This is a genomic window from Burkholderia arboris (genome assembly GCF_038723655.1).
Lineage (GTDB): Bacteria > Pseudomonadota > Gammaproteobacteria > Burkholderiales > Burkholderiaceae > Burkholderia > Burkholderia arboris.
On the sequence record NZ_CP109822.1, the window covers coordinates 3,323,479 to 3,342,429 of the forward strand.

General features: G+C 66.2%; 15 protein-coding genes. 7 read left to right on the plus strand and 8 right to left on the minus strand.

Features of this window, described 5'->3' with window-relative positions; genetic code table 11:
* Positions 1–782 precede the first annotated feature (782 nt).
* Positions 783–1,925: a DUF2827 domain-containing protein gene (locus OHZ10_RS32330; RefSeq protein WP_059239011.1), complete on the minus strand. Its 1,143-nt coding sequence runs from the start codon at positions 1,923–1,925 to the stop codon at positions 783–785.
* Positions 1,926–2,203: 278 nt separating this feature from the next.
* On the opposite strand from OHZ10_RS32330, the gene OHZ10_RS32335 reads away from it, so the two are divergent.
* Positions 2,204–2,899, plus strand: coding sequence for a class I SAM-dependent methyltransferase (locus OHZ10_RS32335; RefSeq protein WP_342705370.1), 696 nt, complete (start codon positions 2,204–2,206; stop codon positions 2,897–2,899).
* Entirely contained in the window at positions 2,896–4,218 is a 1,323-nt protein-coding gene (locus OHZ10_RS32340; protein ID WP_342705371.1) for a galactosyl transferase GMA12/MNN10 domain protein, read from the plus strand. Before OHZ10_RS32335 ends, OHZ10_RS32340 begins: the two co-directional genes overlap by 4 nt.
* Positions 4,219–4,300: 82 nt before the next feature.
* Here OHZ10_RS32340 and OHZ10_RS32345 read toward each other — a convergent pair whose 3' ends face one another.
* From OHZ10_RS32345 to OHZ10_RS32370, 6 genes are all read right to left on the minus strand, one after another.
* Positions 4,301–6,415, minus strand: coding sequence for a phosphocholine-specific phospholipase C (locus OHZ10_RS32345; protein ID WP_342705373.1), 2,115 nt, complete (start codon positions 6,413–6,415; stop codon positions 4,301–4,303).
* Between the two features lie 42 nt (positions 6,416–6,457).
* Entirely contained in the window at positions 6,458–6,661 is a 204-nt protein-coding gene (locus OHZ10_RS32350; protein ID WP_034190574.1) for a hypothetical protein, read from the minus strand.
* A gap of 319 nt (positions 6,662–6,980) precedes the next feature.
* Positions 6,981–8,975: an acetyl/propionyl/methylcrotonyl-CoA carboxylase subunit alpha gene (locus tag OHZ10_RS32355; RefSeq protein WP_342705374.1), complete on the minus strand. Its 1,995-nt coding sequence runs from the start codon at positions 8,973–8,975 to the stop codon at positions 6,981–6,983.
* Between the two features lie 36 nt (positions 8,976–9,011).
* Positions 9,012–9,797 carry an enoyl-CoA hydratase/isomerase family protein gene (locus OHZ10_RS32360; protein ID WP_059239001.1) on the minus strand — a complete coding sequence of 262 codons (786 nt, stop codon included), beginning with the start codon at positions 9,795–9,797 and terminating at the stop codon, positions 9,012–9,014.
* A 19-nt stretch (positions 9,798–9,816) separates the two neighbouring features.
* The gene (locus tag OHZ10_RS32365) at positions 9,817–11,424 is read right to left on the minus strand and encodes a carboxyl transferase domain-containing protein (protein WP_059240904.1); all 1,608 of its coding nucleotides are present in this window, start codon (positions 11,422–11,424) and stop codon (positions 9,817–9,819) included.
* Between the two features lie 31 nt (positions 11,425–11,455).
* Positions 11,456–12,637 (minus strand): isovaleryl-CoA dehydrogenase, encoded by a 1,182-nt coding sequence (locus OHZ10_RS32370; protein WP_342705375.1) that lies wholly within the window; start codon positions 12,635–12,637, stop codon positions 11,456–11,458.
* Positions 12,638–12,807: 170 nt separating this feature from the next.
* Between OHZ10_RS32370 and OHZ10_RS32375 the strand changes: the two genes are divergently transcribed.
* Entirely contained in the window at positions 12,808–13,554 is a 747-nt protein-coding gene (locus OHZ10_RS32375; protein WP_174994183.1) for a TetR/AcrR family transcriptional regulator, read from the plus strand.
* A gap of 66 nt (positions 13,555–13,620) precedes the next feature.
* On the opposite strand, the gene OHZ10_RS32380 is transcribed toward OHZ10_RS32375, so the two are convergent.
* On the minus strand, positions 13,621–14,109 hold the full coding sequence (locus OHZ10_RS32380) for a MarR family winged helix-turn-helix transcriptional regulator (protein ID WP_059240903.1): 489 nt from the start codon (positions 14,107–14,109) through the stop codon (positions 13,621–13,623).
* A 198-nt stretch (positions 14,110–14,307) separates the two neighbouring features.
* Here OHZ10_RS32380 and OHZ10_RS32385 point away from each other — a divergent pair, with 198 nt between their 5' ends.
* The 4 genes from OHZ10_RS32385 to OHZ10_RS32400 all read left to right on the plus strand — a co-directional run bounded on the left by OHZ10_RS32385 (position 14,308) and on the right by OHZ10_RS32400 (position 18,950).
* Positions 14,308–15,387, plus strand: coding sequence for an aromatic ring-hydroxylating dioxygenase subunit alpha (locus OHZ10_RS32385; RefSeq protein ID WP_342706013.1), 1,080 nt, complete (start codon positions 14,308–14,310; stop codon positions 15,385–15,387).
* Positions 15,384–16,349 carry a PDR/VanB family oxidoreductase gene (locus OHZ10_RS32390; RefSeq protein ID WP_059238995.1) on the plus strand — a complete coding sequence of 322 codons (966 nt, stop codon included), beginning with the start codon at positions 15,384–15,386 and terminating at the stop codon, positions 16,347–16,349. The genes OHZ10_RS32385 and OHZ10_RS32390 overlap by 4 nt, the downstream gene beginning before the upstream one ends.
* Before the next feature lie 48 nt (positions 16,350–16,397).
* Positions 16,398–17,456: an aromatic ring-hydroxylating dioxygenase subunit alpha gene (locus OHZ10_RS32395; protein ID WP_342705376.1), complete on the plus strand. Its 1,059-nt coding sequence runs from the start codon at positions 16,398–16,400 to the stop codon at positions 17,454–17,456.
* A 156-nt stretch (positions 17,457–17,612) separates the two neighbouring features.
* On the plus strand, positions 17,613–18,950 hold the full coding sequence (locus OHZ10_RS32400) for an MFS transporter (RefSeq protein ID WP_340625692.1): 1,338 nt from the start codon (positions 17,613–17,615) through the stop codon (positions 18,948–18,950).
* The last annotated feature ends 1 nt before the right edge of the window (position 18,951 follow it).

Below are 18,951 nucleotides of genomic sequence, written 5' to 3' on the forward strand. Positions count from 1 at the left end.
CTCCGGCAAATGGCGAGCCGCCAACGACGGCTCGACCTCAATACACATGCGGAGCGAGCCGACCATGACGCGCTCCGCCGCCTACCCGGCCCATCCTGTTATGTCGATTTTTTCCGGGGAGCGTACTTTTCGCTTCGGCGCGCCGTCAAATTCGATATTTTCAACGATATTCGGTTACTGGAAATACACCATGCGCACGCCGTGCCGACAGTGCGACAGGTTACACAACGCAAATTACAGAACCCCAAAATCGAAAATGTTTATCTTTCTCTTCTAAACAGTTTTATCCGAAACGAATTTTCCGCGATACGCCGATCCCACAAATCGGGAAATTTCCGATTGATCAGATAAATACTGCCCCGCCGAACGTCAGCCATGCCCGTTGTCTCGCCTTGAAACACCGGCCTCTGCACGAACCGCCACCCGCTGAAAACCTGCCGCCGCACCTCATTCGATCATTGCAGCATTCAATTTTCACGTTTCAAACGATATTATTAAATTCCGAAACGGAATCAAGTATCGTTGAATCAATAATAGCAATTCCAATTATATGAAGATTATCGATTGAAACATTTTTAACAATCTTCAAGACTTGTTAACCTATAAAATTAATTCCGACGGACTTCCCTCGGAGCCGTCAATTTCGTGCCTTCGAAAACCGTCGAACCGATCGGGTTCGGCGGTTTCTTTTTTTAACGGCATTATTTCGTCAGACATTAGGGCGGGACAACCCCGATGGCTGCCGGCGGTGCAATCGATGTGCGCCGCGGATAAATCGGGCCTTATGCGGACGTCGCGCCGACCAGATTCGCGAGCAGCGCGTCGTATTCGGCGACGAGCGCCGGATTCGCCGACGTGTAACGACCGAGAATCTCGCGCTGGCGCCGCGTATACGCTTCCCAGTCGTCGTCGTGCGTATGCAGCGCGCGCAGCAGCGCGTCGGCGCCCTGCTGCACGTCGTTGTCCGGATAGTAATAGCCGAGATCGGGGGCCAGGCTCGCGTTGTGCACGAGCGGATAGCCCTGCCAGCACACGTCGAAATAGAAATAGTTCAGCGGGTTCGACCATTGGTGCGACACGACGATGTCGGTCAGGTCGGCCAGGAACAGCGGCGTGTCGAAGCGACCGACGAAGCTCGCCTTGCCCGCGCGCACGATGTCGAGGTAATTCATCAGCATCACGAACTCGGCGCTGTCGTGCGCGAGGCGATCGGCGTTCGTCACGTGCGTGAAGCAGATCGCGTCGGGGTCGCGCCGATACGCTTCGTCGATGATCAGCATCGGATACACGCAGAACTTCACGACGTTGTGGTTCGGCTCCATCACGGTCAGCCGCTTGCCGGGCTCGCTGCGCGGCCGGTATTCGCCGCGCTCGGGCAGCGACTGTGCGCGGGCGCTCAGGAACATCGGATCCCACACGAACGGCACGACGCGCCCCGGGCAGCGGCGCAGCGACTGCAGGAACGGCAGCGACGACGGCGCGATCTGCGGAATCGCCCACACCTCGTCGTAGCCGCGGTTGATGAACAGCGAATCCCACAGCCGGCGGCCGAACAGCATCGACTCCATCGCATTGATGTACTCGACGCCGCAGCAATAGCTGACGAGCTTCGCGCCGCGCGCTTTCAGGTAGGCCGTCTGCTCGCCGTCGATCTGCCCGCCGAGCTCGATCACCACGTCGAGCGCATCCTTCATGTCGGCGAACGCACGCGTGTCGTACACGTTGCGATCCCATGGCAATGCGTCGGTCAGCGGCACGTCGGTCGTGTTGACCAGCGTCACGCGGTAACCGTGCGGCGACGCCATCAGCAGCTTCGCGAGGAACAGCGCGTTCTGCTTGATGCCGTTGATCCACAGGCTTTCGTCGGGGGCACGCAATCCGATCGTGATACCGATGCGCAGGCCGTTCAGGACAGGAGACGTCATCGTCGGCGGGATGGAAGGTTGGATGGGAATGGCATGGCGCAGTGTAGCGCGCGAAGCGCCGCCCGCGTCAAGCGGCGACGGCCAGCCCGGCATTCTAGCGGAGCGCCGGCCGCACACTGTCAGGGATGGTCAGCGCGCGGCCTGGACAGGCCGATCCGCCAGACCGTTATGCGATACTCGTGCCACCCGCTGCATCGCCCGGCGGCCGGTGTTTTCGGGGCATTCGAGCGGGCAACGAACGACCACGCCGCACCACGATTCAAAGAAGGGCTGAAAGAATGAAACACGATGCCGCGCAAGTCTTCCAGACAATCCACGACGAACAGGGGTGGCACTCGGAAGAAAGCGTGTCCGGGTGGGGTTCGGAGCTGAAAAACACCGCGCAGATCATTCGTGAGCTGCCCGGATTGCTGCGCCGCTTCGGCGTGCGTTCGATGCTCGATGCGCCGTGCGGCGATTTCAACTGGATGCGCCATGTCGACCTCGACGGCATCGACTACATCGGCGCCGATATCGTGCAGAACCTCGTGGCGGCCAACCAGGCGACGTGGGCCGCGCCGAACCGCCGGTTCGTGCATCTCGACCTGTTGCAGGATCCGTTGCCGGACGCCGATCTGATCCTCTGCCGCGACTGCCTGTTCCACTTTTCCCATGCGGACGTATTCCGCGCATTCGAGCGTTTCGCCGCGACGAACGCGCGCTACCTGCTGACCACGACCTTCATCTATCGCAGCTATCCGCGCAACGCGGAAATCGCGACCGGCCAGTGGACGCCGATCAACCTCGAAATGCCGCCGTTCGATCTCGCCCCGCCACTGACGCTGATCGTCGAAGGCAGCAACGAATGCATCGTCTACGGAGGCGACCTCGGCACCGTGCCGATGTCCGATCGCTGCCTCGGCCTCTGGAGCATGGAGAGCATTCGCGAACGCGTGCGGCGCAGGCCGCTTCCCGGCGTCCGGAGCGCGCGATGATCGTCCTCAGCCATTTCGGCCAGCACGCGCCCGCCAGCCTCGAGAATCATCGCCGGTACGCACAGCTTCACGGCTATCGTCACGAGATCGTCGATGCGTCCGCGATGCCGCAGGTGCTGCCGTTGCGGCCGCTGCATCGCTATGAATCGCTGCTGCACGTGCTGCGCGGCGCGCAGCCCGGCGAACTCGTGCTGCTGCTCGGCGAAGACGCGGCGATCATCGAACCCGTCGCCCTCGATCGCCTGATGGCCGGGCGCGACCTGCTGCTGGTCGACGCGCTCGCGCCGCCGCTGCCGCAGGTCGACGTGCAGATCTGGCGCAACACGCCGGACGTGCGTGCGATCGCGATGCGGCTCGTGCAACGCTGCAAGCTCGGCAGCGAGCCAAGACTGACGTCGGAGGCCGCGCTGTTCGCGGATCTCGACACGCATCGCTACATGGCATTGATCGACGGGCTGTACGCGGTCATGCCGGCCGGCCCCGACCTCGATCCGATGTGGAGCCGCGCCCCGACGTTCGCGATCAGCATCGACGACACGCCGCGCGATCCCGACCGGAAAGGCGCGACGCCGCGTTTCCGCGACACGCTCGTCGCGTACGTCAACGGATGCCGCGCCGCCGGCCGGCCGATGTTCTCGTTCGATCACGATGCGTCGGCCACGCCGGACGAAGCCGACGAGCGCAGCACGTACAACCCCGGCCGCCCGATCGCGGTGATGATGCTCTACACGCCGAACATCGGCAGCTATGCACGCGTCGCCGAACGGAATTTCCGGCGCTACTGCGATGCGCACGGCTACACGCTCTACGTGCATCGCGACATTCCCGCCGAGATCGGGCTGAACGCGACGGGCAACTGGTTCAAGCCGTGGCTGCTGCATGCGTACCTGCAGCATCACGAATGGGTCGTGTGGCTCGATGCGGACGTGCTGATCGCGAACCAGCAGCAACCGCTTGAGCCGCTGCTCGAAGGCCGCGACTGGCTGCTCGCGCAGGACATCGGCCAGTGGGCGTTCAATTCGGGCGTGATGGCGTTCCGCCGCACCGAACGCAACGACACGATGCTGCGCGACCTGATGGCGACGATCGCCGCGCTGCACGACCGGTCGAGCGTCTATGCCAGCGATGGCGACCAGTTGCATTTCATCCGCGCGATGGAGCGCGACGGCCAACTGAACGGCGAAGGCGTGGCCGATCTCGTCAGCTTCAACACGCCCTGGCTGTTCCGCCGCGAGAGCAGCTACATCGTGCATTACTACGGGATGTGGTCCGCGATGCGCGCGCTGATGATGGCGCACGACGACGGGCTGCTGCGCTGACGCCTCGGCGTCAGCACCGAAGCCAGCCGTACGATGCGCCGGCCGGATTCAACCGGCCGGCACATCGTCGGGCCGGCTGACGTCAGACCGGCGTGATCGTCGGCGCCACGGCCGCCGGATCGGTAATGCTGGCCTTGCCGGTTTCGACGTGCCCTGCGATGCGGCGCATCCAGCCGGCATTCCCCGCCACTGCGAACCGCAGGTCGTACCACTGGCTGCTGCACGACAGGTCCCAGTGCGCTTCGACGCGCTGCCCCGCCGGGATCGTCAGCGTGCGCGCCGCGCCGCCGTATGCGACATCGGTCGCCGTGACCGTCAGCGTGCCGGTGCCCGCATTGGCGATCGTCACGTAGACGTCGCCGTTCGCCACGTCGTAGCACGGCGTGATTTCAGGCTTCGCCGTTGCATCCGCTGCGGCCGAACCCGCGAAGCGCCGGAAATAGCCGTTCGGCCCCCACACGCTCACCAGGTAGTTGCCGCTCGCATCGAGCGCCCACGTGTCGGTCAGCTGCTTGCCCGCTTCGACCGTATAGCGGCGCGGCATCGCAGTCGGATCGCCCGTATAGACCCAGAAATGCGCGCCCTGCGTGCCCGTGTTCGCGAACGTCACCGCGTAACCTTGCGCCTGCAACTGGCCGGTGACATGCAGTTCGTACGGCAGCGCGCGAGCCGGCCGCGTGCCGGATTCCTGCGCGGTCACGACCTGCTGCGCGGTGCTGGCCGGCGCAGTCTGCGACGACGCGCGCGAGCATTGCAGGTCGGCCTGCGCGACATACGCCTGCGTGTTCGGCAGCGCCGGCAGCGTGGTGTCCGATTTCGAGAAGTCGAGCGCCGACGTCAGGTCGCCGCAGATCGCACGGCGCCACGGCGAGATGTTGGTCTCCATCACGCCGAAGCGCTTCTCGATGAATTGCAGCACCGACGTGTGATCGAAGACTTGCGAGCAGACGAAGCCGCCCTTCGACCACGGCGACACGACGAACATCGGCACGCGCGGGCCGAGGCCGTACGGCAGGTTGTCGGCCGTATACGTGCCGGTCTGCGTGGACGTCACAACGTTGTGCCGCTCGAGCGACACGTCCACCGTGCTCATGCCCGAACCCGGCAGCGTCGGCGCCGACGGCGGCACGACGTGATCGAAGAAGCCGTCGTTCTCGTCGTACATGATCAGCAGGACGGTCTTGCTCCACACTTCCGGGTTGGAGGTGAGCGCATCGAGGATCGTCGACAGGTAGTACGCGCCGTACAGCGGCGTGAACTTCGGATGCTCCGAATACGCGGCGGGCGGCAGCAGCCACGACACCTGCGGCAGCGTGTTGGCCTGCACGTCGGCCTTCAGCTGCGTGATCGGGCGCGTGCTCATCCCGCGCGTCTGCAGCGACGAACCGGCCGGCGCATTCACGAAGTTGTTGAAGCACGCGAGCATGTTCGTGCCGTAGTTGCCGGTGAAATTGTCGAACCCGGTGCCCTGCTGGTAGATCTGCCACGAGATGCCGGCCTTCTCGAGCCGCTCCGGGTAGGTCGTCCAGCTGAAGGGCGGCAACTGGATCTTGTCGAACTGGTTGTCGATGTAGTCGGTGTTGTCGAGCAACGGGCCGCCGCCCGTGCCGAGCGGATCGACCATGCCCGTCATCAGGTACATGCGGTTCGGGTGCGTGTTGCCCGGAATCGAGCAGAAGTAGTTGTCGCACACCGTGAACGCATCCGCGAGCGCGTAATGGAACGGGATGTCGTCGCGGACGTGATAGCCCATCGTCATGTTCGACTTCTGCACGGCCCACTGGTCCGCGCGGCCGTTGTCGATCGCGCCGTGCGTCGTCGCCCACGTATGCGGCAGGCCGCCGATACATTGCGCGTTGACGCCCGGGTTGGTCGTGTCGTAGCGGAACGGCGCGATCACGCTCGTCTTGTCCTCCTGCCGCGGCTGGAACCACACCGGCTTGCCGTTCGGCAGCGTGACCGGGAAGCGGTCGTTGTAGCCGCGCACGCCGCTCAGGTGACCGAGATAGTGGTCGAACGAGCGGTTCTCCTGCATGAACACGACGATGTGCTGCACATCCTGGATCGTGCCCGTCACGGAATTCGGCTCGATCGCCAGCGCCTTGCGGATCGACTCGGGAAGCAGTGCGGAGGCGGCGGTCGCGCCGGCGAGGCCGGCGGAGAACTTCAGAAAATCGCGTCGCGAATGGGTGGCCATGCTGGTTGCTCTTGATTGGATTTCTGGTGGAAACGGCCGGTATCAGGAAGCGGGCGAGGATGCCGGTGCAGTGAAACCCGGCGGGCAGTGCATCTGCGCGGTGGCGACGACGGCGCCGCCGCACGCGGCCTTCTGCTGCGCGACGGGCGCGGCGGGTGCAGTCAGGTCGTCGTTGCAGGCGCCGAGGAGTGCTGTCAGCGCGATCAGACCAACGACCGCGAAAGGCCGCAGGGCCGACTTTCGCATAACGGTTCTCCGTGGGGGTGATGACACGACACAGGCGCGGGTGCGCACCGGTCATATCGACGGCGAGATGCTAAGTTCGACTTGTTACACGATGGTGTCGCGTGAAAGCGTAGCGCGAGGTGCGCACGAGCGGTAGCACGCGGCGGTGTGGCGGGAACGGCTGAAAATGTAATGCGATCGAAAGATTCGCACTGCTTCGGCATGTCGATGCGATCGAAGCCGGTCTGATTCGGCAGGGGTCGCGCGGAGAATCGCGACGCGTTTTTTTTCGCGGGCCGGCAGCCACTGCTGCCGCCCGCTCACGGCGAGAAGGCCCTGCTCAGCCTTCCGCCATCATCAGCAGCTGCGCGCCGTCCGCGACCTGGTCGCCGACGCCGTACAGCACTTCCGCCACGACGCCCGCGCCCGGCGCGCCGATCGTGTGCTCCATCTTCATCGCTTCCATCACGATCAGCGGCGTGCCGGCTTCGACCTTCTGGCCCGGTTCGACCAGCACTGCGATCACCTTGCCCGGCATCGGCGCGGTCAGACGACCGCCGCCCTGCTCCGCATCGCCCGCATGCGCGAGCAGGTTGCGCCATTCGAACGTCTCCGATGCGCCCTGCGTGAACACGTGGAACGTGTCCCCGTCCGCATGCACGCGGCCGCTGCTGCGCACGCCGCCGAGCGTCACGTCGAAATCGAGCGGCGTGGCGCCGCGCGTCCACGCGAACGGTTGCGCGGTTTCGTCACCGGTCGCGATGCGTGCGCCGGCACCGTTGTCCTCATAGGTGACCGTCAGGTCCGCTTCGCGATCGGCCGCATGCCATTCGAGCGTGCGGCGATAGCCGCCGTTCAGCCGCCAGTCCGGCAATGCGCCCCACGGCGACGTACGTTGCGCCGCGCCACGTTCGCGCGCGAGCAGCGCCGCACAGGCGAGCGCAAGCGTCGCGCGCGGCGGCTGTTGCGGCGCGAACAGCGCATCATGGTTGCGCTCGATCAGGCCCGTGTCCAGATCGGCCGTCGCAAACGGCTCGCACGCGACGATCCGCTGCAGGAACGCGGCGTTCGTATGCAGGCCGACCACTTCGCACGCACGCAGTGCACGCAGCATCAAGCCCAGCGCTTCCGCGCGGTCCGCGCCGTGAACGATCAGCTTCGCGATCATCGGATCGTAGAACGGCGTGATCGCATCGCCTTCGCGCACGCCGCTGTCGACGCGCACCGCCGCGCCGATCGAGAACTCGACGCCGGCCGGCAGCCGCAGGTGTTTCAGCGTGCCCGTCGACGGCAGGAAGCCACGCGCCGGATTTTCCGCATAGAGGCGCGCCTCGAGCGCATGGCCCTGCACGCGCAGCTCGTCCTGCTTCAGCGGCAGCGGTTCGCCGGACGCGACGCGCAGTTGCCATTCGACGAGATCGAGCCCCGTGACCATCTCGGTGACCGGATGCTCGACCTGCAGGCGCGTGTTCATCTCCATGAAGTAGAACGCGTCGCCCGTCATGATGAATTCAACGGTGCCCGCGCCGACATAGCCGACCGCGCGCGCGGCCGCGACGGCCGCCTCGCCCATCGCGCGGCGCACGTCGTCGGGCAGGCCCGGCGCCGGCGCTTCCTCGAGCACCTTCTGGTGCCGGCGCTGCACCGAACAGTCGCGGTCGAACAGATACACGGTGTTGCCGTGCGTGTCGCCGAACACCTGCATTTCGACGTGGCGCGGGCGCATCAGGTATTTCTCGATCAGCACGCGGTCGTTGCCGAAGCTGCTCGCGGCTTCGCGCTGGCACGACGCGAGCGCCGCCGGAAAATCGCCGGAGCGCTCGACCACGCGCATCCCCTTGCCGCCGCCGCCCGCGCTGGCCTTCAGCAGCACCGGATAACCGATCTCGTCGGCTTCGCGATGCAGGTCGCCCGCATCCTGGCCGTCGCCGTGATAGCCGGGCACGAGCGGCACGGCGGCCGCATGCATCAGCGCCTTCGCGGCGGCCTTCGACCCCATCGCCGCGATCGCATCGACCGGCGGCCCGATGAACACGATGCCGGCCGCTTCGCACGCATGCGCAAAATCTTCGTTCTCCGACAGAAAACCGTAGCCGGGGTGGATCGCCTGTGCGCCGGTCGCGCGTGCGGCTTCGATGATGCGCTCGATGCGCAGGTAGCTGTCTGCCGCGGCCGAGCCGCCGATATGCACGGCTTCGTCGCACGCGGCCGCGTGTTTCGCGTTCGCGTCCGCGTCGGAATAGACGGCGACGCTCGCAATCCCGAGACGTTTGCACGTCGCGGCGACGCGGCAGGCGATTTCGCCGCGGTTGGCGATCAGAATCTTGTCGAACATGGCTTCGATGTCGTCCGGAGAGTGGGGGTCACGCGATCATTCACGCCACGACGGCGTGCGCTTTTCGAGGAAGGACGCGATCCCTTCGCGCGCTTCCGCGCCGGCACGGGTTCGCGCGATCCAGTCGGCGGTCTGCTCGATCAGCGTCGCGTCGAGCGGGCGGCCGGCCACGTCGGTGACGAGCTGCTTGCACGCTTTCACCGCGTCGGGACCGTTCGCGACGAGCGTCGCCGCCAGCTTCGCGACCGTTTCGTCGAGCGCATCGGCCGGTACCGCTTCGTGGATGAAGCCGAGCGACGCCGCGCGCGCGCTGTCGAACACCTCGGCCGTCGTGAAATAGCGGCGCGCGGCGCGCTCGCCCATCGCGCGCACGACGTACGGCGCGATCGTCGCGGGAATCAGCCCGAGCCGCGCTTCCGACAGGCAGAACTTCACGCCGTCGGCGGCAATCGCGATGTCGGCCGCCGCGACGAGGCCCACGCCGCCCGCATACGCGTCGCCATGCACGCGCGCGATCACCGGCTTGCCGCAACGATGGATCGCCTCGAGCATCCGAGCCAGCTTGCGCGCATCGGCACGGTTCTCGTCGTCCGAGTAACCGGCCATCTTCTTCATCCAGTTCAGGTCCGCGCCCGCGCAGAACGCCGCGCCTTCCGCGGCGAGCACGATCGCGCGCACGCCTTCGTGCGCGTCGAGCCATTCGAACGCGGTGGTCAGCTCGGCGATCGTCGTCTCGTTGAACGCGTTGCGCACATCGGGGCGCGCGAGCGTGACGGTCGCCACGCGGCCGGCTTCACTTACCTTGATCGTTTCGTATCGCATCGTTCAGCCCTCCCGGCCGTTACATGCGGAACACGCCGAAGCGCGTCTCTTCGATCGGCGCGTTCATCGACGCGGCGAGGCCGAGGCCCAGCACGTCGCGCGTCTGCGCAGGGTCGATCACGCCGTCGTCCCACAGCCGCGCGCTCGCGTAATACGGATGGCCCTGGCGCTCGTACTGGTCGCGAATCGGCTGCTTGAACGCTTCCTCTTCGTCGGTCGACCACGAACCACCCTTCGCCTCGATGCCGTCGCGGCGCACGGTGGCGAGCACCGACGCCGCCTGCTCGCCGCCCATCACCGAGATGCGCGCGTTCGGCCACATCCACAGGAAACGCGGTGCGAATGCGCGGCCGCACATCCCGTAGTTGCCGGCGCCGAACGAGCCGCCGATGATCACCGTGAACTTCGGCACCTTCGCGTTCGACACGGCCGTCACCATCTTCGCGCCGTGCCGCGCGATGCCTTCGTTCTCGTACTTGCGCCCGACCATGAAGCCCGTGATGTTCTGCAGGAACACGAGCGGGATCTTGCGCTGGCAGCACAGCTCGATGAAATGCGCGCCCTTCACGGCCGATTCGGAGAACAGGATGCCGTTGTTCGCGACGATCCCGACCGGATGGCCCCAGATGTGCGCGAAGCCCGTGACGAGCGTCGTGCCGTAGCGCGCCTTGAACTCGTCGAACTCGGAATCGTCGACGATGCGCGCGATCACCTCGCGCACGTCGAACGGCTTGCGCGTATCGACCGGAATCACGCCGTACAGGCTCTTCGCGTCGTAGCGCGGCAGCTTCGGCTCGCGCAGCGCGACCGGCGACGCGATCTTCGGCGCGAGATGATCGACGATGTTGCGCGCGATCGACAGCGCATGCGCATCGTTCTGCGCGAGATGGTCGGCCACGCCCGACAGGCGCGTGTGCACGTCGCCGCCGCCGAGATCCTCGGCGCTCACTTCCTCGCCGGTCGCGGCCTTCACGAGCGGCGGCCCGCCGAGGAAAATCGTGCCCTGTTCCTTCACGATGATCGACTCGTCGCTCATCGCCGGCACGTAGGCGCCGCCGGCCGTGCACGAGCCCATCACGACGGCGATCTGCGCGATCCCCGCCGCCGACATCGTCGCCTGGTTGAAGAAGATGCGGCCGAAGTGGTCGCGATCGGGAAACACGTCGTCCTGGTTCGGCAGGTTCGCGCCGCCCGAATCGACGAGGTACACGCACGGCAGCCGGTTTTCCGCGGCGATTTCCTGCGCACGCACGTGCTTCTTCACGGTGACCGGGTAGTAGGTGCCGCCCTTGACCGTCGCGTCGTTGCACACGATCACGCATTCGCGGCCGGCAATGCGGCCGATCCCGGTGATGACGCCCGCGCCCGGCGCGTCGTCGTTGTACATGCCGTTCGCCGCGAGCTGCGAGAACTCGAGGAACGGTGCGCCCGGATCGAGCAGTTGCGCGATACGGTCGCGCGGCAGCAGCTTGCCGCGCGACAGGTGCTTGTCGCGCGCGGCCTGGCCGCCGCCCTGCGCAAGCTGTTCGATCTTCGCGCGCAGGTCGGCGACGACCGCCTCGAGCGCGGCGGCATTCGTGCGGAAGTCTTCCGAACGCGGGTTCAGTTTCGATTCGATGATCGGCATCAACGGGGCTCCGTACGCGTGACGTGGGGCGTTACATCGTTTCCGCGAACAGCTCGCGGCCGATCAGCATCCGGCGGATCTCGCTCGTGCCGGCGCCGATCTCGTACAGCTTCGCATCGCGCCACAGGCGCCCGACCGGGTATTCGTTGATGTAGCCGTTGCCGCCGAGGATCTGGATCGCCTCGCCGGCCATCCACGTCGCCTTCTCGGCCGTGTAGAGGATCACGCCCGCGCAATCCTTGCGCACCTGGCGAATGTGGTCGCTGCCCGCCGAGTCGAGATGGCGGCCGACCGCGTACAGGTACGCGCGGCACGCCTGGAACGTGGTGTACATGTCGGCGACCTTGCCCTGGATCAGCTGGAATTCACCGATCGACTGGCCGAACTGCTTGCGGTCGTGGATATACGGCACGACCGCATCGAGGCACGCGGCCATGATGCCCGTCGGGCCGCCCGACAGCACCGCGCGCTCGTAGTCGAGGCCGCTCATCAGCACCTTCACGCCGCCGTTCAGCTGGCCGAGGATGTTCTCTTCCGGCACCTCGACGTCCTGGAACACCAGCTCGCCCGTGTGCGAGCCGCGCATGCCCAGCTTGTCGAGCTTCTGCGCGACCGAGAAGCCCTTCATCCCCTTCTCGACGATGAACGCGGTGATGCCGCGCGAATTGGCTTCGACATCCGTCTTCGCGTAGACGACAAGCGTGTCGCAATCGGGGCCGTTGGTGATCCACATCTTCGTGCCGTTCAGCACGTAGCGGTCGCCGCGCTTGTCGGCGCGCAGCTTCATGCTGACGACGTCGGAACCGGCGTTCGGCTCGCTCATCGCGAGTGCGCCGATGTGTTCGCCCGACACGAGCTTCGGCAGGTATTTCTGTTTCTGCGCTTCGGTGCCGTTGCGGTGGATCTGGTTCACGCACAGGTTCGAGTGCGCGCCGTACGACAGGCCGATCGACGCCGACGCGCGCGAGATCTCTTCCATCGCGACCATGTGCGCGGTGTAGCCCATGTTCGCGCCGCCGTATTCCTCGGCGACCGTCATGCCGAGCACGCCGATATCGCCGAACTTCTTCCACAGATCCATCGGAAACTGGTCGGTGCGGTCGACCTCCGCCGCGCGCGGCGTGATTTCCTTCGCCGCAAACGTCGCGACGGCGTCGCGCAGCATCTCGATGTCTTCACCGAGCATGAATTGCACGCCGGGCAGGTTGATCATGTCTCCTCCGTCTCCAGAAAGTGTGTCGCACTCACCGATTTCTGAGTTTCGCTCAAATCGAATGAATGCACCGATTCATTGACCAATACAGCGGAAATTTTGCACAGTTTCGCGCCTCGTCGGGTTCGGCGTCAATAGTTTTTTGAGTGACACTCAGATATCATGCGGGCATGACAGCCGCTACCGCCGACACCATGACCGACACCGTCAAAGCCGACCGCGCCGACGCACCGCGCGCGCCCGCCGGGCGCAAGTCCCAGCAGCGCGTGCAGGACATTCTGCGCGCCGGCCGCGAAGTGTTCGCTGAAAAGGGTTACGAGCATGCGACGGCTGCCGAGATCGCGCAGCGCGTGGGCGTGTCGGAGGCGACGGTGTTCAGCTACTTCCGTGGCAAGCGCGAGCTGTGCGCACGCGTGATCGCGGATTGGTACGACGAAATCATCGCCGCGTTCGAGCACGGGATGCCGCAGGAGGCGTCGGTGCAGCAGCAGTTCGCGTTCATCGTGCGCACCCACCTGCGGTTGATGCTGGTGAACGGCACGGGGCTGTGCGCGCTGGTGCTGTCGGAAGGCCGCGCGAAGCAGCATGCGCTGAGCGACGAGCTGACCGCGCTGCAGCGCCGCTACACGGCGCCGCTGATGGACGTGCTCGCGCGCGGCCAGGCGGCCGGGCAGGTTCGGGCGGACCTGCCGCTGAGCCTGCTGCGCTCGATGGTGTTCGGGCCGATCGAGCACGTGCTGTGGGATGCGATTCTCGGGCACCGCAAGCTCGACACGGAAACGACGGCCGCGCAGCTGATCGACATGCTGTGGGCCGCCGTGCAGCCGCCGGCGCCGGAGCAGGCGGCGCTCGTGCGCTTCAGGAACGAAGTGGCCGAAGCGATGCGACGGCTGGAAGGCGAAAGCACGCGCGCTTGACGCACGGCGGGCAGCACGCCCGCCGCCCCGCCGCCGCTTGCCGCTGTCGCTCGGGGCTCGGGGCCGCTACGACTCCTCGCTCACGCGCAGCGGCGCGCGGCTCTGCTCGTTGTTCAAATGGACGAACTTGCGCAACAGGCGCACCAGTTCCTGCGAATCGTCCTCTCCCATCCCGTCGAACAGGCCGGCGCGCAGCTCCTTCACTGACGGAATCAGGTGCGTGAGCAGCTCGACGCCCGCCGGCGTCAGCAACAAGCGGCGCTGACGTCGTGGCAGCACTTCGCGCACGATCAATCCTTTCGCTTCGAGCCTGACCGCGAGATCCGCGGTCGTCGACGTATCGAGCGCCACCCGCTGCGCGAGCGTCACCTGATCGAGCCCCGGGCACTCGTAGAGCATCCGCAGGACCGCGTACTGCACCGGCGTCACGTCCCGGCCCAGCTTCTCGTAGAACATCGCAACCGCGATCTGGTGTGCGCGCCGGATCAGGTGCCCGGGCTCGTCGTACAGATCGAGCGGGAAAGCCGGCAAGTCGGCGGGATTCTTTTTTTCCATGTAGGTGTCGATGACATAGGCGGCGCACGCCGTTGCGCGCGCCGACGGCATGGCGCTGCCTCGCGCCATTTCCCGGGAAAACCAGTATACCGCTCGCCTTGCCCCAGCCAATCTCAATGAGTACACTGAATCTCATTCAGTACACGGAATGAAGAGATGCCGCGTACCGGCGGCATCGACCTGAAGGAGACGACGAACGTGTTTCTCAAGAATGCTTGGTACGTGGCGGGCACGCCCGATGAAATCGATGGCAAGCCGCTGGGCCGCAAGATCTGCAACGAGTCGATGGTGTTTTACCGCGCGGCGGACGGCCAGGTCGTCGCGCTCGAGGACTTCTGCCCGCACCGCGGCGCGCCGCTGTCGCTGGGATTCGTGCGCGACGGCGTGCTCGTGTGCGGCTATCACGGGCTGGAAATGGGCTGCAACGGCAAGGCGGCCGGCATGCCGGGCCAGCGCGTCGGCGGCTTCCCGCCGATTCGCAGCTTTCCGGCGGTCGAGCGGTACGGATTCATCTGGGTCTGGCCGGGCGAGGCGTCAGAAGCCGATCCGGCCACCCTGCCCGCGCTGGCGTGGGCCGAAGATCCGGCCTGGGCCCACGGCGGCGGCCTGTATCACATCCGTTGCGACTACCGGCTGATGATCGACAACCTGATGGACCTCACGCACGAAACCTACGTGCATGCGACCAGCATCGGCCAGAAGGAAATCGACGAAGCACCGCCGAAGACGACCAGCCACGGCGACGAAGTCGTCACGAGCCGCTTCATGGAGAACGTGATGCCGCCGCCGTTCTGGCAGATGGGGTTGCGCGGCAACGGGCTGGCCGACGACGTGCCGGTCGATCGCTGGCAGATCTGCCGCTTCACGCCGCCGAGCCACGTGATGATCGAAGTCGGCGTCGCGCATGCGGGCCACGGCGGCTACGACGCGCCGGCCGACCTGAAGGCATCGTCGATCGTGGTCGATTTCATCACGCCGGAGACGGACACCTCGATCTGGTACTTCTGGGGGATGGCGCGCAATTTCCGGCCCGCCGATCACGCGCTGACCGCCGAGATCCGCGAAGGCCAGGGCAAGATCTTCGCCGAGGATCTCGAGATGCTCGAGCGCCAGCAGCTCAACCTGGAGAAGTGGCCCGACCGCAAGCTGCTCAAGCTCAACATCGACGCCGGCGGCGTGCTGTCGCGCAAGGTGATCGAGCGGCTGCTCGCCGACGAGAACACGGCGCGCCCGCAGCGGCCCGCGATCCCGGTTGTGCCAGTCCAGGAGGCGTCATGAGCGCCGCAACCTTGACGGTCCGGGTGGCCCGCAAGTGGCAGGAAGCGCGCGATATCTGCGGCTTCGAGTTCGTCAGCGACGACGGTTCGCCGCTGCCGCGCTTCGACGCCGGCGCCCATATCGACGTGCATCTGCCGGGTGGCTTCGTGCGCCAGTATTCGCTGTGCAACCACCCGGAGCACGACGATCGCTATCAGATCGCCGTGCTGCGCGATGCCGACGGTCGCGGCGGGTCGCGCGCCATTCACGACGCCGTCCGGCAAGGCGATACCGTGCGGATCGGCGTGCCGCGCAATCAATTCCCGCTCGCCCCCGACGCACCGCACCACCTGCTGCTCGCCGGCGGGATCGGCGTCACGCCGATCCTCAGCATGGCCGAACGGCTGTTCTCGTCGGGCATGCCGTTCGACATGCACTACTGCGCGCGTTCGACCGATCGCATGGCGTTCGTCGAGCGCATCAACGCAGCCGGGTTTCACGATCGCACCCGCTTCCACGTCGACGACGGCGACCCCGCGCAACGCTTCGACCTGGCCGCCGTGCTGGCCGCCATGCCGGAAGGCACGCACCTGTACGTATGCGGCCCGCGCGGCTTCATGGATGCGGTGCTGAACGCCGCGCGCGCGCGCCACTGGGCTGAAGCGCGGCTGCACTACGAGTTCTTCGGCGGCGCCGTCGCGTCGTCCGGCGCGGACCGTGCGTTCCAGGTCCGGATCGCGAGCAGCGGCAAGGTCATCGACGTGCCGGCCGAATGCACGGTCATCGCGGCGCTGGCGGCGAACGGCGTCGACGTGCTGACGTCGTGCGAGCAAGGCGTATGCGGCACCTGCGCGACGCGTGTGCTGCAAGGCGAGCCCGATCATCGCGACGCATATCTGACCGAAGAGGAACAGGCAGCCGGCGACCAGTTCATGCCGTGCTGTTCGCGAGCGCGCAGCGACCTGCTGGTACTCGATCTGTAGACGGACCGCCCGCCCCGCGGCGGCCAACCACAATACTGGAGACGATCAATGGAGCAACATGCCCGGCCACCGATCAGTACAACTCAATTCCCGGTCGACCGATGGTGGGTCGCCGCGCTGTCGTCCGAACTGACGGACAAGCCCGTCGCCCGCACGCTGCTCGGCCGCCCGGTCGTCCTGTTCCGGTTGCCGTCCGGGGAAATCGGTGCGCTGGAGGATCGCTGCTGCCACAAGTCGCTGCCGCTGTCGTGCGGCTCGCTCGAAGCACGTGGCCTGCGCTGCGGCTATCACGGCCTGCTGTTCGACCGCGGCGGCGCATGCGTGGAGATTCCCGGCCAGGACCGGATTCCGGCGAAAGCATGCGTGTCGTCGTATCCGGTGCACGAGCAGGACGCGATCGTGTGGATCTGGATCGGCGCCGACGCGCACGCGCAACCGACCTGCGCGCCGCCGCGCTACGCGTTCCACGCAGATCCGCGCTATCGGTTCGGCGGCGGCAACTACCATTACGACGCGCCGTATCAACTGATTCACGACAACCTGATGGACCTCAGCCACCTCGGCTATGTCCATCTGAAAACGATCGGCGGCAACGCACCGTTGCACATGGGCGCGGACACCCGCGTCAGCAGCGACGGCGATACGGTGACGCTGGTGCGCCGGATGCCGGATTCCGACCCGCCGCCGACCTACACCGCCGCATGGCCGTTCGCGGGCCGCGTCGATCGCTGGCAGGAAATCGAGTTCCACGTGTCGCACATCCGGATCTGGACCGGCGCGATGGACGCCGGCACCGGCGACCTGCACGATCCGGCGCGCGGCGGCTTTCACATGCGCGGCTTCCACGGCATCACGCCCGAGACGGAAACGACGACGCACTACTTCTGGACCGTCGCGACCAATCCGCAACACGACGTGGAGCGCGTCGCGCAAACGGTCATCGCGCAATCCGCAGCGACGTTCGACGAAGACAAGACCGTGATCGAGGCGCAATACCGGAATCAGCTGCGCTTTCCGGACCGCCGCCAGATCGACATTCATGTCGACGCGGGCCCCAATCGCGCGCGGCGCGTGATCGAGCGGCTGCTGCAACCCGAACCCGCGTAAGCATCGCGCCGGCGCGCGAACGACGCCTGCCGGCCGCGACGGGTGTTCCCCCGGGGATGCCCGCCAGCCCGCGCATTCGGTTTGGTCCCATGCTCTACCACCGGATTCGATTCCATCCAATTTGATTAGTCATACTATTTTTCAAGGATCTTTGACGTGAGCGCAAGTATCCGCAATACGATCGACGAATCCCCGATGAGCGCGTTCCAGACGATGGCGGTCACGGCCTGCGTCGTGCTGAACATGCTCGATGGCTTCGACGTGCTGTCCATCGCGTTTGCCGCGCCGCATCTGGCGGCCGAATGGAAACTGAGCGGCAAGGAGATCGGCCTGCTTCTGAGCGCCGGGCTGGCCGGCATGGGGATCGGCTCGGTGCTGATCGCGCCGCTGGCCGACCGTGTCGGCCGCCGCCGCATCATCCTGCTCTGCCTCGCCGTGATCTCGACCGGGATGTTCGCCTGCGCGGCCACGCACAGCACGCTGCAACTCGCCGTCGCGCGGGCGTACACGGGGCTCGGCATCGGCGGCATGCTGGCGAGCCTGACCGTCATCAGCGGCGAGTACGCGTCGAACAAATGGCGCAGCGCCGCGATCGGCATGCAGTCGACCGGCTACGCGATCGGCGCCACCGCAGGCGGCGTCATCGCCGGCTACCTGCTGTCGACGTGGGGATGGCGCAGCGTGTTCGCGTTCGGCGGCCTGCTGACCTTGCTGTCGATCCCGATGGTGCTCGCGCTGCTGCCGGAATCGCTCGACTTCCTGCTGGCAAGGCGCCCGGACAACGCGCTGCAGAAAATCAACCGCATCCTCGCGAGAATGAAGCGCACGCCGATCGACACGCTGCCGGCTTCGTCCATCGACATGGCGAGCCCCGCGTCGCGCTGGACAGCCGTGCTGCGCGCACCGCTCGCACGCCGCACGATCGCGTTGTGGATCGCGTTCTTCCTCGTGATGGGCAGCTTCTACTTCGTCGTGAGCTGGACGCCGAAGCTGCTGGTCCAGGCCGGGCTGTCGGCATCGCAGGGCGTCACGGGCGGCGTACTGCTCAACCTCGGCGGCATTGCGGGCGCCTCGCTCTTCAGCCTGCTGTCGACACGGTTCGGCCTGCGCAACCTGCTCGGCGCAACACTGCTGCTCGGCGGCGCGCTGATGGTCGTGTTCGGCGCGAACACCGGCTCGCTCGGCATCGGGATGACCGTCGCGGTGTTCCTCGGCGCGGTGATCAATGCGTGCGTGGCCGGCATGTATGCGCTGTCGCCGACGCCGTACCCCGCCGAAATCCGCACGACCGGCATCGGCCTCGCGGTCGGCATCGGGCGCCTCGGCGCGATCCTGTCGCCGATGACGGTCGGTGCGCTGCTGGACGACGGCTGGTCCGTATCCCATCTCTATCTCGCGTTCCTCGTGCCGATGGCCGGCGCGGCGATCGCCGTCGCCGTGGCGGGCACGCGTGCCGCGGCACCGCGCCGGCAACGCGACCCGGCGATGTCGTAAC

Coding starts and splice junctions, on each gene's coding strand:
- OHZ10_RS32330 (WP_059239011.1), bottom strand. CDS start 1,925: ATGACGTCTCCTGTCCTGAACGGCCTGCGCATCGGTATCACGATCGGA.
- OHZ10_RS32335 (WP_342705370.1), top strand. CDS start 2,204: ATGAAACACGATGCCGCGCAAGTCTTCCAGACAATCCACGACGAACAG.
- OHZ10_RS32340 (WP_342705371.1), top strand. CDS start 2,896: ATGATCGTCCTCAGCCATTTCGGCCAGCACGCGCCCGCCAGCCTCGAG.
- OHZ10_RS32345 (WP_342705373.1), bottom strand. CDS start 6,415: ATGGCCACCCATTCGCGACGCGATTTTCTGAAGTTCTCCGCCGGCCTC.
- OHZ10_RS32350 (WP_034190574.1), bottom strand. CDS start 6,661: ATGCGAAAGTCGGCCCTGCGGCCTTTCGCGGTCGTTGGTCTGATCGCG.
- OHZ10_RS32355 (WP_342705374.1), bottom strand. CDS start 8,975: ATGTTCGACAAGATTCTGATCGCCAACCGCGGCGAAATCGCCTGCCGC.
- OHZ10_RS32360 (WP_059239001.1), bottom strand. CDS start 9,797: ATGCGATACGAAACGATCAAGGTAAGTGAAGCCGGCCGCGTGGCGACC.
- OHZ10_RS32365 (WP_059240904.1), bottom strand. CDS start 11,424: ATGCCGATCATCGAATCGAAACTGAACCCGCGTTCGGAAGACTTCCGC.
- OHZ10_RS32370 (WP_342705375.1), bottom strand. CDS start 12,637: ATGATCAACCTGCCCGGCGTGCAATTCATGCTCGGTGAAGACATCGAG.
- OHZ10_RS32375 (WP_174994183.1), top strand. CDS start 12,808: ATGACAGCCGCTACCGCCGACACCATGACCGACACCGTCAAAGCCGAC.
- OHZ10_RS32380 (WP_059240903.1), bottom strand. CDS start 14,109: ATGGAAAAAAAGAATCCCGCCGACTTGCCGGCTTTCCCGCTCGATCTG.
- OHZ10_RS32390 (WP_059238995.1), top strand. CDS start 15,384: ATGAGCGCCGCAACCTTGACGGTCCGGGTGGCCCGCAAGTGGCAGGAA.
- OHZ10_RS32395 (WP_342705376.1), top strand. CDS start 16,398: ATGGAGCAACATGCCCGGCCACCGATCAGTACAACTCAATTCCCGGTC.